Below are 14,118 nucleotides of genomic sequence, written 5' to 3' on the forward strand. Positions count from 1 at the left end.
GCTTGATCGTTGATCTGGACACGCCCTTAACTGATGCGCAGTGGGCGCGGATCGAGCCACTGCTCCCGAGCCGGACACCGAAGCGCGGCGGCCGCTGGAGAGATCACCGGCAGGTGATCGACGCCATCGCGTTCAAGTTTCAGACCGGGACGCAATGAGTCCATTTGCCCGGAAGTACGGCAATTGGAAAGGCGTCTACAACCGACTTCGGATGTGGGCCATTGACGGCACCTGGCGGCGAGTGTCCACCGTACTGATGGCGCGGTCCGACGCCGACCATGACCTCGGCTGGGCGGTCTCCAGTGGACTCCACCATCGTGCGCGCCCACCAGCACGCGGCCGGGGCCCGTAAAAAAGGGACCCCAACTGACGAACCACATGACCACGCCATCGGCCGGTCGCGCGGCGGACGGACCACAAAGATCCACCTCGCCGCCGATGCCGGCTGCCACCCTCTCGCGTTCTTTCTCACTCCCGGACAGGCTGGCGACGCACCCACATTCACCGACGTCATGGCCCTTCTGCATGTCCCCGAAAGCGTGGTCGCCCGCGCACCAGGCCGGATGTTGTTCTGGCGGATAAGGCGTACTCCTCCCGCGCGATCCGCGAGCACCTGCGCGGGTGCGGCATCCGGGCAGTGATCCCCGTCCGCGCCGACCAGCGCGGACACCGGCTACGTCGGGGCAGCCGCGGCGGCAGGCCACCGGCCTTCGACCGCGAGACCTATAAGCAGCGCAACACCGTCGAACGATGTATCAACCGCCTGAAGCAGTGGCGAGGCATCGCCACCCCCTACGAGAAGACCGCCACCATCTACCTGGCCGGACTCCACATCGCCGGCGTCTTCCTCTGGTCCGCCCGATGATCCAAACGAAACCGCCTAGGCGGCTGTGCCGGGGTGGGTGAGGTTGCTCAGATCCGGCAGAGGGAGTTGGCAAATCTTGTGGGCCTCTTCGGCCGGTACGCCCAGCATTCGTAGGAGGTCTTCGGTGACCTGGTCGGTGGCGGTGGCGTCATCGCGGTCGGGCTGGTCGTGCAGGAGTCGGCCGAGGCACAGTGCGGCGCCGGCCACCGTCACCATCGCCAGTTCGGGGTCACTCACCGCGAAGCGGCCTGCCTGGATCGCGGCCTCGATATCGCGCAGCGCGCGCGGCGCCAGGCCGATGTCCGACCGGACCAGGTTCAGGCCGTGGTGCAGGAGCACCCTGCTCAGCTGAGGGTTGCGGCGATGCAGGCGGCCGCTGAGGCGGAACCCCTGCGCGAACAGCTGAGCCGGGTCGTCGATGCCGGCGGTGAGCTGGTCCAAGGTTGCCCCATAGGAGTCGAGCGCGTCGGCGATGGCAGCGCCGAACAGTTCGTCCTTGGTGGCGAAGTGGTTGTAGAACGAGCCCATCCCGACGTCGGCCGCCTGGGTGATCTCCAGGATCGGCGCGGTGGTGTTGCCCGCGGCGAGGAACGCTTGGGCGGCCTGGATCAGCGCGGCGCGGGTCCTGGCCTTGCGCCGTTCCAGCCGGTTCTGGGCGTTGCTCTCCGCTCCCATGTGTGCCCCTTCGTGCGAGTCGCGCTCCACTGCCACTGTAGCGCCGCACTCAGTACTGAGCATGTCGTCACTCCCACTTGACTGCCGACATGATCATCACTGAGGATATCGTCAGAAAATGAAGGGGGCAGTCAATGGCCGACCAGCACGACCCGCACACCGGCCTGCACAGCGAGCAGGGCCGACGGTCGGGCGAGCACCCTGGCCGAGCCCGCAACCCTGTGGTGAAGGTGCATGATCTGGCCTGGCTGGAGTTCGAGAAGCCGGATCTGGGCCGGGCCGAGGTGTTCGCCCACGCGTTCGGATTCACCACCGTGTTGCGCACGGCGAGCGAGCTGCACTTGCGCGGTACCAACCCGGGGCCGCCGTGTGTGCTCATCCGAGGCGGCGCGCGGTCCAAGTTCGTGGGACCGGCCTTCCGGGCGGCCGACGGAGCAGATGTGCTGCGGCTGGCCGACGCGACCAGGCGTTCGGTCACCGCCCTGCCCGAGACGCTCGGTGGTGTCACGGTCGATCTGTTCGACCCGAGCGGGGCGCGGGTGCGCGTGGTCTCGGAGACGCACGAATTGCCAGAGCTGCCGTCGCCGACGCCCCATCCCTTGAATTTCGGTCACGAGACCGCCCGCGTCAACGTGACCCAGCGGCCCCGGCGCGAGCCGGTCAAGGTACAGCGACTCGGGCACGTGGTGCTGCAGACAACGAAGTACCTGGAAACGCTGAACTGGTACCTCGACCACCTCGGGCTGATCGTCAGCGACTTCCTGCACTACCCGGGCCAGCGCGAGCGTGGACCGGTGATGAGCTTCGTCCGCTGCGACCGCGGCAGCGAACCGAGCGACCATCACACGCTCGCGATGGTCCTCGGGCCGGCCAACCGCTACGTGCACTCGGCCTACCAGGTACCCGATCTGGACTCGCTCGCTGCCGGCGGCCAGTATCTGCTGGACCGTGGCTACCAGCGGTCGTGGGGGATCGGCCGGCACATCCAGGGCAGCCAGATCTTCGACTACTGGCGCGACCCGGACGGCTTCATGGTCGAGCATTTCAGCGACGGTGACCTGTTCGACAACACGGTCGAACCCGGCTGGGCGCCGATGACCGCCTCGGGCCTGGCGCAGTGGGGACCCCCAGCGACCAAGGACTTCCTCGGGATCAAGCCCGGCAGGGAGTCCGTCCGCGAGCTGCGCGCGCTCCTCAGCGCCCTGCGCGCGGACAACGAATTCGACGTCCAACGCCTTCTCGGCCTGCTGAAAGTAGCCGCCTCATGAGCACGTCCGTACTGCGCACCGCCGACGCGTGGTGGGTCCGCACGTCATCGGGCGCCGCCCGCGTGGACACCTCGGCCACGACCACCGCCGAACTGCTGCGTGAGCGCTCCGCCATCGCTGACGCGGCTGCCGCCACGGACACTGTCCCCATCGCGAGCCTCGCCCTGGTCTCTCCGGTCACCGCGCCGTGCCGGGTGGTGGCGCAGCTGACCAACTACGTCTCGCACGTCAAGGACACCGGTGGAAACCCGGAGACGGTGCCGTTGACGTTCTTCCGCAAGTCGTCGGGTTCGATCAGCGGTCCCTACGATCAGGTGGTCCGCCCGGCCCATGTCCGGCTACTGGACTACGAGGTCGAGATCGGTCTCGTAATCGGCCGCCAGATCGGTGTAGATTCCGACATCGCGGACGACGCCCTCGCCGACTACGTGGCCGGGCTGGTGGTCACCAACGACGTGTCCGCGCGCGATGTCCAGCTGCCCCAGACCCAGTTCTACGAGGCCAAGTCCTATCCCACCTTCACCCCCGTCGGGCCGGAGCTGGTGTTGCTGGACGTCGACGAGCTGAAGCGTTTCACCGACCTGCGCCTGAACCTGTGGGTGAACGGTGAGTTGCGGCAGGACCGGACCGCCGCTGACATGATCTACCCGCCCCTGGCGGCGCTGCGCGCGCTCGCCCGCTTCCAGCGGCTGGATCCCGGTGATGTGCTGCTGACCGGGACACCGGTCGGCACCGCGCTGAGTGCTCCGCCGAAACCGGTCCAATTCCTCGGCTCCCTCCTGCCGCCGGCACTGAAGTGGAAGATTTTCTTCTCCGGCCAGGCCAAGAACCTGAAGTACCTCCAGGACGGCGACGTCATCGAGGCGGCCGTGGCCACCGACGGCGGCGCGATCGACCTGGGTATCCAACGCACGCCCGTGAGGTGGACCCGATGACCGACACTCTGCTCTGGCCGGACTACACCGGCCCCGCCGACCTCGCCGCCATCGAGACCGTCCCGCTCGAGGAACGCGGTCTGCCCGAAACGACCTACGCGTTGCTGGCCAGGGCAGCGCAGCTGTGGCCGGACCGAACGGCGATCACCGTCGTGCCCGAGGCAGCCCGCTGGCGCGAACCACAGGAGAGCACCTTCGCCGAACTCCTCGCCGAGGTACACCGCTACGCCAACACCCTCCATCGGCTGGGAGTGCTGCGTGGGGACGCGGTCGCCCTGATGGCGCCCAACTGCGCTGAACTGATCACCGCCACGCTGGCCGCGCAGCTGGCCGGTATCGCGGCCCCGCTCAACAGCGGCCTGTCTCGCCAGCACCTGGGCGAGCTTCTGCGCCGTTCCGGGGCACGGGTCCTGATCGTCGCAGGCCCAGAGCTAGACGACCAGTCCTGGGAGACGGCCCAGGCGCTGGCCGGCAGCGGGCTGCTGGACGCGATCCTCGCTCTGCGCCCCACCGGGGCGACCGGTTCAGCAGAGCCACTGCCCACAGTGAACGGTGTGCGCGTAGCCTATTTGGCGGAGCTTGCCCGCGACGGTGAGGAAACCTGTTTCGACGGCGTCACGCCCCATGCGGGCGATCTGGCGGCCTTCTTCCACACCGGAGGCACTACCGGCGCTCCGAAGCTGGCCGCGCACACCCACGCCAACGAGGTCGCCGATGCGTGGATGATCGCCGCGAACTCGCTGCTGGACGAGGAGTCGGTGATCTTCGCGGCCTTGCCCCTGTTCCACGTCAACGCCCTCGTTGTCACCGTGCTCGGCCCGCTGTTCAGGGGCCAGCCGGTCGTGTGGGCCGGCCCTCTCGGCTACCGCGAACCCGCGCTGTACCCAGAGTTCTGGAAGCTCGTCGAGCACTACCGGGTCGCCGCCATGAGCGCGGTGCCCACCGTCTACGCCGTGCTGGCGCAGGTACCGGTCGACGCGGACATCTCCAGCTTGCGGTTCGCGCTGGTAGGGGCTTCGCCCCTGCCCGCCGCCGTGCGCGAGCGGTTCCACGAGCACACGGGCATCACGTTGGTCGAGGGGTACGGCCTCACCGAAGCCACCTGCGCGAGCGTCCGGAGTTTCCCCGACGCCCCGCGCCCGGGCTCGGTCGGGCAGCGATTGCCCTACCAACATGTCAAGATCGTCGAACCGGAATCGTGGGAGGAGCTGCCGGCCGGCGAGACCGGTGTGCTCGCGATCAGTGGGCCCGCCGTGTTCGCCGGCTATGTCACGGGCAGGGATGAACACGGTCCGATACTCGATGGTCTGGGCAAGCTGCGGGACGGCTGGCTCGACACCGGCGACCTCGCCCGACTCGACGAGGACGGCTTCGTCCACCTCGCCGGGCGCGCGAAAGACCTCATCATCCGGGGTGGGCACAACATCGACCCCGGCGTGATCGAAGACGCTCTGCTGGCTCATCCGGACGTGACCGCGGCGGGTGCGGTCGGCCGTCCGGACGTGCACGCCGGCGAGGTGCCGGTCGCGTACGTGACCCTGGCCCCGGGCGCCGAAGCTACGCAGGACGAGCTGCGGGCCTGGGCGGCGGAGCGCGTGCCGGAGCAGGCCGCCGCCCCCAAGGTGGTGACGGTGCTCGAGGCGCTCCCGGTCACCGATGTCGGCAAGCCGTACAAGCTCGAACTACGCGCAGACGCCACCGGCCGTGAGTTCACTGAGGCGCTGAGCGGGATCGCCGGCGTCGAGGGCATCGACGTCGGCATCGAGGAGGGCTCGGTCACGGCGACCGTGCGGGTCGCGGCGGACGCCGATCAGGCGTTGGTCAAGGCTGCGCTCGGTCAGTACGCGGTCCACTGGACCTGCGTCGTCGCCGGCCCGCAGGTCACCCACTGAGCGCTGAGGACTGCCCACATGGTCGTAGTAGTTGTTCTCGCCTGCGTCATTGCCGCGATCTTCGCGGCGCTCGGGGTGGCCAAGATCCTCGCCCTGGCATCGATGCGCGAACTCGCCGCGAAGGTCGGGTTCACGCCGAATGCCTACCGAGGCATCGGGGTCCTGGAGGTAGCGGGCGCCGTGGGTGTCGCCCTCGGCCCGGTCGTACCGCTGCTGGGCGGCCTGGCGGGAGCTGGACTTGTCCTGCTGCTCGCCGGCGCCGTGGTCACGCACCTACGCCATCAGCATGGGCCGCGCGAGTTTTCGCCGGCGTTGGTGTGCGCGGTGCTCGTCGCCGGCTACCTCGTGGCGCTTTTCTGGTTGGCGTCATGACCATCCCGGTGGTCATCGTCGGCGCGGGGCCCACCGGCCTCACGGCGGCGGCACTGCTTGGTCAGTACGGCGTCGAGTGCCTGGTGCTCGACCGATGGGAGCAGGTCTATCCGCGGCCCCGCGCGGTCCACCTCGACGACGAGGTCTACCGGCTGCTGGCCCGCCTGGGCCTTGGCGAGGAGTTCGCCGCGATCTCCTGGCCCTGCCGAGGGCTGCGGTTGGTCGACCGGGACCTGCGTGTCCTGGCGCAGTTCCGGCGTGGTGCGGAACAGGGCCGGCACGGCTACCCCGAGGCGAACATGTTCGACCAGCCGGACCTGGAGGCGATTCTGCGGACCGGCCTCGATCGACAAGGCCGCGCGACCATCCGCGGCAACACCGAGGTCACCGGCCTGTCCCAGCTCGGATCAGGCGGTGTGCGCATCGAGGTGACCGACCGTGTCACCGGGGCACAGGACACTGTCCTCGCCGACTACGTGCTCGGATGCGACGGGGCCAACAGCCTGGTGCGGAGCGCGATCGGCTCCTCGATGCGGGACCTGAAGTTCGACCAGCGTTGGCTGGTGGTCGATGTGGCCACCGACGCCGATCTCGCGCAGTGGGAGGGCGTGCACCAGGTGTGCGACCCGCGGCGGGCCGCGACCTACATGCGGATCGGCCGGAGGCGCTACCGCTGGGAGTTCCGGCTGGAACCAGGGGAGACAGCCGCCGGCTATCGCGATCTCGACCGGTTGCACGCCCTCGTCGCTCCCTGGACAAGGAATATCCCGGTTCAGGAGCTGGAGATCGTCCGTGCGGCTGACTACACCTTCCGTGCCCAGATCGCCGATCGCTGGCGCGATCGCCGGGTGTTCCTGCTGGGCGATGCGGCGCACCTCACCCCTCCGTTCATCGGGCAGGGAGTGGGCGCCGGGCTGCGGGACGCGGCCAACCTCGCTTGGAAACTGGCCGGGGTGCTCGCCGGAACCCTGCGCGCATCCGTGCTCGACAGCTACGAGATCGAACGCAAGCCGCATGCCCGGTCGCTGATCCGGTTGGCCAAGCTCACCGGCAACGCGATGACCAATGGAGGTGAGGTCGCCAACCTCCTGCGCGCGGTACTCCTGCCGCGGCTGCACCTGGTACCAGGCCTCAAGAACCGGATCCTCAGCAGTGAGACACCACCCCTGCGCCGATCCGAGCTCATCATGGCGCCGACCCTGGGGCGCGGTCTGGCCGGGCGGCTCTGCCCGAACGCCCTGCTCGAGGACGGCCGCAGGTTCGACGACGTCGCCGGTGGACGCTTCGCCGTCGTCACCCTGGACAACCCGGCAACGGAAACGCGTGTCGAGTTGGAGCAACGCGGCGTGCAGCTGGTGACGGTCGGCGCCGGTTCCGCACTGCACCGCTGGCTGCGCCACGCACATGCCCGCACCGCACTCGTCCGTCCTGACGGCACCGTGTCGCGCGTCGGCCGCGACCTGTCCGCCCTCGGCGCCGCCATCCCGGTCTTCCCCCGCTCGGCACTGGAGTCGTGATGCCCACTCTCGCGAAGGTCCCGGTGTATCGCGCCGATCTGTACTCGGCTGCAGCGATCCGCGACCCGTACCCGCGCTACACCGCGCTACGCGAACTCGGTCCCGTGGTGTGGCTGCGCAAGCACAAGGTTTACGCTCTGCCGCGCTACGCCGAGTGCAAGGCCGTCCTGCTGGACGACACCACTTTCATTTCTGGTGAGGGTGTCGCGCTCAACCGCATCGCCAACCGGACAGGCCGCGGCACCACGCTCTTCAGCGACGGCGACGATCACGCACGCCGCCGCGCGCAGGTCGCGCACCGGCTCACTCCGCGGGCGCTGCGTGCCATGAGCGACAGTGTCGAACGGCGGGCCGCCGAGGTCGTCGACGCCGCCCTCCCGCGGCGGGCCGTGGACGGGGTGGAGATGGCCACGGCGCTGCCGATGTCGGTCGTCCCCGACCTCGTCGGCTGGCCCGAACACGGACGCGAGCACCTGCTGCGCTGGGCCGGTGCGGCGTTCGACGCCTTGGGCCCGATTAACCGGCAATCGGTGAAGACGCTTCCCGCAGCCCTGGGCATGGTGCGTTTCGCTCATCGCGTCGTCCGCAAGCAGACCGTCATTGCGGGCAGCATGGGTGATGACATCCTCCGCGCCGCCGGGGACGGCGCCATCCCGCCCACCGAATGCGCGACCTTGATGATCGACTACCTGGCGCCGTCGCTGGACACCACGATCAGTGCGATATCCAACGCCCTGTACTTGTTCGCGCAGCATCCCGATCAGTGGCGACTACTCAAAGAGGACCCCGGCCTCATTCCGAACGCGGTCAACGAGGTTGTCCGCTACGCATCACCCCTGCGAGCCTTCGCGCGCACGGCGGCTCGCGACAGCGAGGTCGCCGGCACGGCGATCCCGAAAGGCGCACGCCTTCTGGTCCTCTACGCCTCCGCGAACCGTGACCCACGCGCGTGGGACGAGCCGGACACCTTCGACATCCGCCGTGGTGCCGCCCGCCAGCTCGGCTTCGGGCACGGCACCCACGGCTGCGCGGGTCAGGGACTCGCCCGGCTGGAAATGTCGACGATGCTGCGCACCCTGGTCGAGCGCGTGGACCGGATCGAAATCACCGGCACGCCGGAGCGCGCGCTCAACAACATCATTCACCGCTTCGAGCGGCTGCCGCTCGAACTCTTCCCGGCCTGAGAGGAACGGTTCAATGAAGATCTCTGGCGACTACGACCGTTGCGAAGGCCACGGACTGTGCGCCGAGCAGGCCCCCGCCGTGTTCAGCCTGAACCACGACGCCGAACTCAACTACCGATTCGAGGGGACCGAGGTGCCCGCCGAGCAGGCGGAATCGGCGCGAGGGGCCGCCACCTCGTGCCCCGTGGCAGCGCTGCGGGTACTCCCATAACCACCCCGGCGCCAGTGCTGATCACCGGCGAACCACTCGCCGGTACCGCACCGCAGCCCGCCAACTGCCCACTCTGGGCTCCACCGGCGCGATCACCATTCTCGGCGCCGAGCCACACGGCGCATAATCCCGCCCGCCCCACCAGCAAGGAAGGCATCCCCACCATGGGTGCCGACGAAAGAAGCCCCCTGGCACCACCGACGAGCGAGCCGCTTGTGCCCGACACCCTGGCGCACTGGGTGATCAAGACGGCGCGGCCGAAGGAGATGATCGACTGGTATGGCGAGGTTTTCGGTGCCCGCGTGGTGCACGAGGACAACCGCATCGCATTCCTGACCTGGGACCACGAAAGTCACCGTCTCGCGCTGGTGAAGGTGCCGGGGCTCCTGCGGTTGCTGTTCCCGCTGGCCCGGTTTCGCCGCAAGATCTACGGAATCGATCACCTGGCGTTGACCTACGACTCGCTCGAACGGCTGCTACTGAACCACGAACGGCTGCGGCGCGTGGGCATCCAACCGGTGTGGGCGATCAATCACGGCCCCACCACGTCGCTGTACTACGAGGATCCCGACGGCACGCGACTGGAGTTCCAGGTCGAGAACTTCCCCACACCAGCAGAAACCGCCGACTTCTTCGCCCGCCCCGAGTTCGAGCACAACCCGATCGGCACCGACATCGACCCCAGCTATCTACTCGAACGGCTGCGCTCCGGGGCACCCGCGGGCGACCTCCTCGCGCCAGGAGCGGGCACCCGCCCAGGCACCCGGCCACGCGCCAACACACGCGCCATCACCTTCCGGACCCTCTAGCGCGATGAAGAACCGACCGAACCCGGCTGTGGCGATCGTGGGCGCCGGAGCCGCAGGCGCGACGCTGGCCTTGCTGCTCGCCCGCCACAACATTGCGACAGTCCTGCTGGAACGGCGTGAGCAGCCCCTGCTCCACCCGGCGGCACACGTGCTCAACGGACGGTCGTTCGAGATCTGGGCACAGGCGTCGCCGCAGTTGGTGGACGACCTCAGCGCGATCGTGCCACCCGTCGACACCGTCAACGTAATCCGCTGGTCCACGCGCCTGTCCGACCCCCCACTTGGCGAGATCGACCTGCTCTCCGACCCCGACCAACTCGCTCGCGTGCGCAGTCACAGCCCCTACCTCGTCTCCCACGTCGGCCAGCACCAGCTGATGCCCCTGTTGTGGCGCGCACTGGAGCGCGAACCGCTGGTCGACTTCCGCACCGCCAGCGGCGTCGTCTCGATCGCCGATCCGCACGGCACTCCGACCCTGCAGCTCACCACCGGCGAGCAGATCACGACGCGCCACCTCGTAGCGGCCGACGGCGCCCACAGCACGGTGCGCAACGGGCTTGGCATCCCCATGCACGGCCCGGTCCTGGCCAAAATGGGCAGTGTCTTCTTCCACGCTCCCGGACTGCACCCACCCCACGACCGGCCGCTGCTGACCTGGATCTACCAGCCGCGATTCAGCGGCGTCCTCCTCGCACACGCCGAGAACCACTACGTGCTCATGACCGCCTACCTGCACCGCGGCCAGCAGATCGCCCGCGACAGCGACCGCTACTGGCGCCGCCTGCTACCCCAGGTCCTGGGCCGCGACGTCGACTGGACCATCCGCTCCACCGGCACCTGGACGATGACCTCACAGACCGCCGGTACCTTCCGCGCAGGCAACGTGTTGCTCGCCGGCGACGCCGCCCACTGCTTCCCCCACACCGGAGGCTACGGCCTCAACAGCGGCGTCCAGGACGCCCACAACCTCGCCTGGAAACTGGCCGCGCTCGTCAGCGGGCGTGCCAGGGCGTGCTTGCTCGACACCTACGAGACCGAGCGGCGCCCCGTCGTCGGACGCTTCGCCGCCCAGAGCGTGGCCAACCACTTCCGGCTCGACGACGTCACCCGCCCGATCGGTGTGACCAACCGGTCTGTGCAGGCCGTGACCGCCGTGTTCGACCGCCCGCCGCTGCGATGGATGCCAAACCGGCTGCTGGGCCGCGTCGGAGAACTGCTCACCCGCGCCGGCACCGCACGAGCCGCCTCGGCGATCGGAAACGGACGCCGGGCGACCCGGACCCGCGCGCGCATGGCGGAGGCGATCCCGGGCCAGCTCGAGCATTTCGTCTCGACCGGCTTGGAATTCGGATACCGCTACGGCGGTCCTCTGATCGCGGACGACCCCCCAGCGACACCCGCGGACCTCCCGGCGCGTACCGGCGACGTCATCGACTACCGGCCCACGACCCGGCCCGGCGCCCGTGTCCCGCATGCGGTGCTCGATGTTGGCGACCGGCAGCGGAACGTGCACGACCTGCTGTCTCCGGCAGGACTCACCGTATTCACCCCCGACGCCGACGCTTGGCAGGCCCTGCTCGCCTCGACACCGGGAAACGCCGTGGTCACCGCCGTCGTCCCGTTGCGCGCCCACACCGCTGAGACGCAGCCACGTCTGATCGACCTGTTCGACGTGGGGACCAGCGGTGCTGTCGCGGTCCGCCCTGACGGTCACGTCCTGTGGCGATCCGCCCGCCCGGCATCAGACGCCGTCGGCGACTTGATGGACACCGTGCGCCGCACCTGGCTGCGGTTCCTGCACTACACGCCGCAGACCGACCGGTTGTCCGGGAAGCCGGCCGCGCATAACACCGTCTCCACGACCGCCCGCCGCACACACCACGAGGACCGAGGACCATGACCACGCAGGCCCCCAGGCCACACCTGCCGATCGGCGAACTCCTCTGGGCGCCGGTAGTCCACGGTGTGCAGCTGGTGCCCGGCGGCGGGGACGGCACGCTGATCGCCGCGATCCTGTGCGCCAACCCGGGTACGCGCGGGATCCTGTTCGACACCGCCGAAGGGCTGGCGCAGGCGCCAGCCCGCCTCGACGAGGCCGGTGTCGCCGACCGCTGCGCCCTCAGCACCGGCGACTTCTTCCGGGGCGTGGCTACCGGAGCCGACTACTACCTGCTCAAGAGCGTTGTCCATGACTGGGACGACGAGCGCGCGGGCGTGGTCCTCTCGCACATCCGTGCCGCGATCCCGGATCGGGGACGCCTGTTGATCATCGAACCGGTCCTGGCCGAAATCACCACGGCGGATGGCTCGCCTGGCCTCTACCTCAGCGATCTGAACATGCTGGTCAACGTCGGCGGTCGCGAGCGCACGCTCGAGGAGTTTCGCCACCTGTGCGCCGACAGCGGCTTCACCCTCACCCGGACAGTGCCGTTGCCGCCGTCCACCGGGTTCAGCATCATCGAAGCACGGCCGTCCTAGGGCAGGGACCACGTCGGCGGGGCCCATCGTGGTATCGAGGCGGTCCGGGTGCGGCGACGGTGTCGAGGGAGAATGGGCATGTCGGTTCTGGGTACTCCGTGGGTCGCGGCGGCCGCGGCGCGGACGATGCAGGCTCTGGCGGCGGGCGCCTTGAGCGTGGCCGCTCGGCGCAGGGGGCCGGTGTTCCCGAAGTTCGCGGGGACTACGCGGGAAATCACGGTCCCGACGTCGATCGCTCCGGCACGCGCGGTCGTCTACCGTCCCTGCGGCCCGGATCCGACCCCGCCGGTACACGTCAACTTCCACGGCGGCGGCTACGTCATGCGCGGGATCGGCCTCGACGACCCGCTGTGCCGCTACATGGCCGCCGAGGCCGGTGTGGTGGTCGTCAACGTCGACTACGCCGTAGCGCCGCAGCACCGGTTCCCCGAACCGCCCCGCCAGGCCTTCGAGGTCATCCGATGGGTCGCCGAGCACGGCGCGCGACAGGGCTGGGACGGCGCCCGGCTGACGGTGGGCGGCCAGAGCGCGGGCGGCGGGCTCGCGGCGGCAGTGGCACGCCAAGCCCTGGAACAGGGCGGACCAGAAATCGCCCTGCAGGTGCTGCACTATGCGCCGCTGGACCTGGTGACGCCGGCCAAAGAGAAGCGCGCGGCCATCGCCAGGCCAATGCTCCGGCCGTGGATGGGCGAGATCTTCGACAACGCCTACGTGCCGGATCCGGCCGTGCGCGCCGACCGCCTGGTCTCACCCGCCCACCCGGGTGACACCGACGACCTCACCGGAATCGCCCCAGCCCTGCTCCTGACATGCGAATACGACCGGCTCCGCGCCGACGGCGAGCGCTACGCCCAGCGGCTCGGCCAGGTCGGCGCGCTGGTGCAGCACCACGACGTGGCAGGGGCCGACCACGCCTACGACATGCGCGACACCGAGAAGGCCCGCCGGACCTACGCGTTGATCGCCCACCGGATCGATCAGGCTGTCCGGCCGCCGACACCGGATCCCTGACCTGGACCCGCGCATTCCGCTCCAGAGCGGCCGTCCGCAGCCGGCGCGGATTTCCTCGCTCACCCGGAGGGAGGTGCCGCCCTGGTTGGCTCCGTCCCCCTTCTCCGCCACGGGCAGGGCGACGATCCGGGGCGTCGGTGCGGCCAGGCACGCCAGGATCCGCTCCGGCTCGGTAGGCAGGCGCGCCACCGTCTAGCGGTCCTGCGCTACGCCGAAGAGATCACCGGGAACGTCGCCCAGACCAGCCGCTACTACGGCATCAGCCGCACCTGCTTCTACCGCTGGCTGCGCCGCTGCCAAGACGAAGGGATCGACGGCCTGCGCGATCGTTCCAGCCGCCCTCACCACAGCCCCAACGCCACCCACACCGACATCGTCAACAAGATCGTCGGTCTCTGCCAGCACTACGACTTCGATCCGCTGAAGATCCGCATGTACCTGGTGCGCTACCACGACATCGCTGCCTCGGCGATCTATCGCATCCTCAAACGCCTGGGCATCAACCGACTGTCGGCCTCACAGCACTACCAACGCTACGAAAAGCAACTGCCTGGCAACCGAGTCCAGATCGACGTCAAGCTCCTCCACCCCATAGGCACGGCCGACGATGCCGCCCTCACCCCCGCGCCCGCCCCTGCGGGCAGCGCGCCGACGCCCACGTCACAGCGGCGCGCCACCTACTACCAGTTCACTGCGATCGACGACTGCACCCGGCTAAGAATCCTGCGGATGTTGCGCCCTGAGTTTGGTGCAGGCGTCGTTGACTGTCGGCCGGCCCGGATCCCGGGATCAGGGATTCGTGGTGCACCGGATGCTGCCACCGCCCGTGGCGGCCCTGTTATCGCTGGTGCAAAGTCGGGATGAGGGGGTGGGGTGGGCATCTGAAGAATTTCGATTAGGG

The 14,118-nt window shown here is 69.1% G+C and carries 13 protein-coding genes and 1 pseudogene; 13 read left to right on the forward strand and 1 reads right to left on the reverse strand.

Annotated features, from left to right (window positions below):
* Window positions 1-14 precede the first annotated feature (14 nt).
* Window positions 15-865: pseudogene (locus F4561_RS06980) on the forward strand (IS5 family transposase).
* Window positions 866-880: 15 nt separating this feature from the next.
* Here the strand turns inward: F4561_RS06980 and F4561_RS06985 are convergent.
* Window positions 881-1,603, reverse strand: coding sequence for a TetR/AcrR family transcriptional regulator (locus F4561_RS06985; RefSeq protein WP_246437152.1), 723 nt, complete (start codon window positions 1,601-1,603; stop codon window positions 881-883).
* 71 nt (window positions 1,604-1,674) lie between these two features.
* On the opposite strand from F4561_RS06985, the gene F4561_RS06990 reads away from it, so the two are divergent.
* The 12 genes from F4561_RS06990 to F4561_RS33170 all read left to right on the forward strand — a co-directional run bounded on the left by F4561_RS06990 (window position 1,675) and on the right by F4561_RS33170 (window position 14,081).
* Window positions 1,675-2,808 carry a VOC family protein gene (locus F4561_RS06990; RefSeq protein WP_184575921.1) on the forward strand — a complete coding sequence of 378 codons (1,134 nt, stop codon included), beginning with the start codon at window positions 1,675-1,677 and terminating at the stop codon, window positions 2,806-2,808.
* Window positions 2,805-3,743 carry a fumarylacetoacetate hydrolase family protein gene (locus tag F4561_RS06995; RefSeq protein ID WP_184575923.1) on the forward strand — a complete coding sequence of 313 codons (939 nt, stop codon included), beginning with the start codon at window positions 2,805-2,807 and terminating at the stop codon, window positions 3,741-3,743. Before F4561_RS06990 ends, F4561_RS06995 begins: the two co-directional genes overlap by 4 nt.
* Entirely contained in the window at window positions 3,740-5,635 is a 1,896-nt protein-coding gene (locus F4561_RS07000; RefSeq protein ID WP_184575925.1) for an acyl-CoA synthetase, read from the forward strand. Before F4561_RS06995 ends, F4561_RS07000 begins: the two co-directional genes overlap by 4 nt.
* A gap of 18 nt (window positions 5,636-5,653) precedes the next feature.
* Window positions 5,654-6,007, forward strand: coding sequence for a DoxX family protein (locus tag F4561_RS07005; protein ID WP_184575927.1), 354 nt, complete (start codon window positions 5,654-5,656; stop codon window positions 6,005-6,007).
* A complete protein-coding gene (gene mhpA / locus F4561_RS07010) occupies window positions 6,004-7,524 on the forward strand; it encodes a bifunctional 3-(3-hydroxy-phenyl)propionate/3-hydroxycinnamic acid hydroxylase MhpA (RefSeq protein WP_184575929.1) in 1,521 nt (506 codons plus the stop codon). The genes F4561_RS07005 and mhpA overlap by 4 nt, the downstream gene beginning before the upstream one ends.
* Before the next feature lie 104 nt (window positions 7,525-7,628).
* On the forward strand, window positions 7,629-8,708 hold the full coding sequence (locus F4561_RS07015) for a cytochrome P450 (protein WP_221445392.1): 1,080 nt from the start codon (window positions 7,629-7,631) through the stop codon (window positions 8,706-8,708).
* Between the two features lie 13 nt (window positions 8,709-8,721).
* Window positions 8,722-8,919 (forward strand): ferredoxin, encoded by a 198-nt coding sequence (locus tag F4561_RS07020; protein WP_184575933.1) that lies wholly within the window; start codon window positions 8,722-8,724, stop codon window positions 8,917-8,919.
* Window positions 8,920-9,083: 164 nt separating this feature from the next.
* Window positions 9,084-9,728, forward strand: coding sequence for a VOC family protein (locus F4561_RS07025; protein ID WP_184575935.1), 645 nt, complete (start codon window positions 9,084-9,086; stop codon window positions 9,726-9,728).
* 4 nt (window positions 9,729-9,732) lie between these two features.
* Window positions 9,733-11,628, forward strand: coding sequence for an FAD-dependent monooxygenase (locus tag F4561_RS07030; protein ID WP_184575937.1), 1,896 nt, complete (start codon window positions 9,733-9,735; stop codon window positions 11,626-11,628).
* Complete coding sequence (locus F4561_RS07035; protein ID WP_184575939.1) at window positions 11,625-12,206, forward strand: methyltransferase; 582 nt, start codon at window positions 11,625-11,627, stop codon at window positions 12,204-12,206. Before F4561_RS07030 ends, F4561_RS07035 begins: the two co-directional genes overlap by 4 nt.
* A 78-nt stretch (window positions 12,207-12,284) precedes the next feature.
* A complete protein-coding gene (locus tag F4561_RS07040) occupies window positions 12,285-13,217 on the forward strand; it encodes an alpha/beta hydrolase fold domain-containing protein (protein WP_184575940.1) in 933 nt (310 codons plus the stop codon).
* Window positions 13,218-13,298: 81 nt separating this feature from the next.
* A complete protein-coding gene (locus F4561_RS33170; RefSeq protein ID WP_184583316.1) occupies window positions 13,299-14,081 on the forward strand; it encodes a helix-turn-helix domain-containing protein in 783 nt (260 codons plus the stop codon).
* The last annotated feature ends 37 nt before the right edge of the window (window positions 14,082-14,118 follow it).

The sequence above is a fragment of the Lipingzhangella halophila genome (assembly GCF_014203805.1).
In the GTDB taxonomy this organism is placed as follows: domain Bacteria; phylum Actinomycetota; class Actinomycetes; order Streptosporangiales; family Streptosporangiaceae; genus Lipingzhangella; species Lipingzhangella halophila.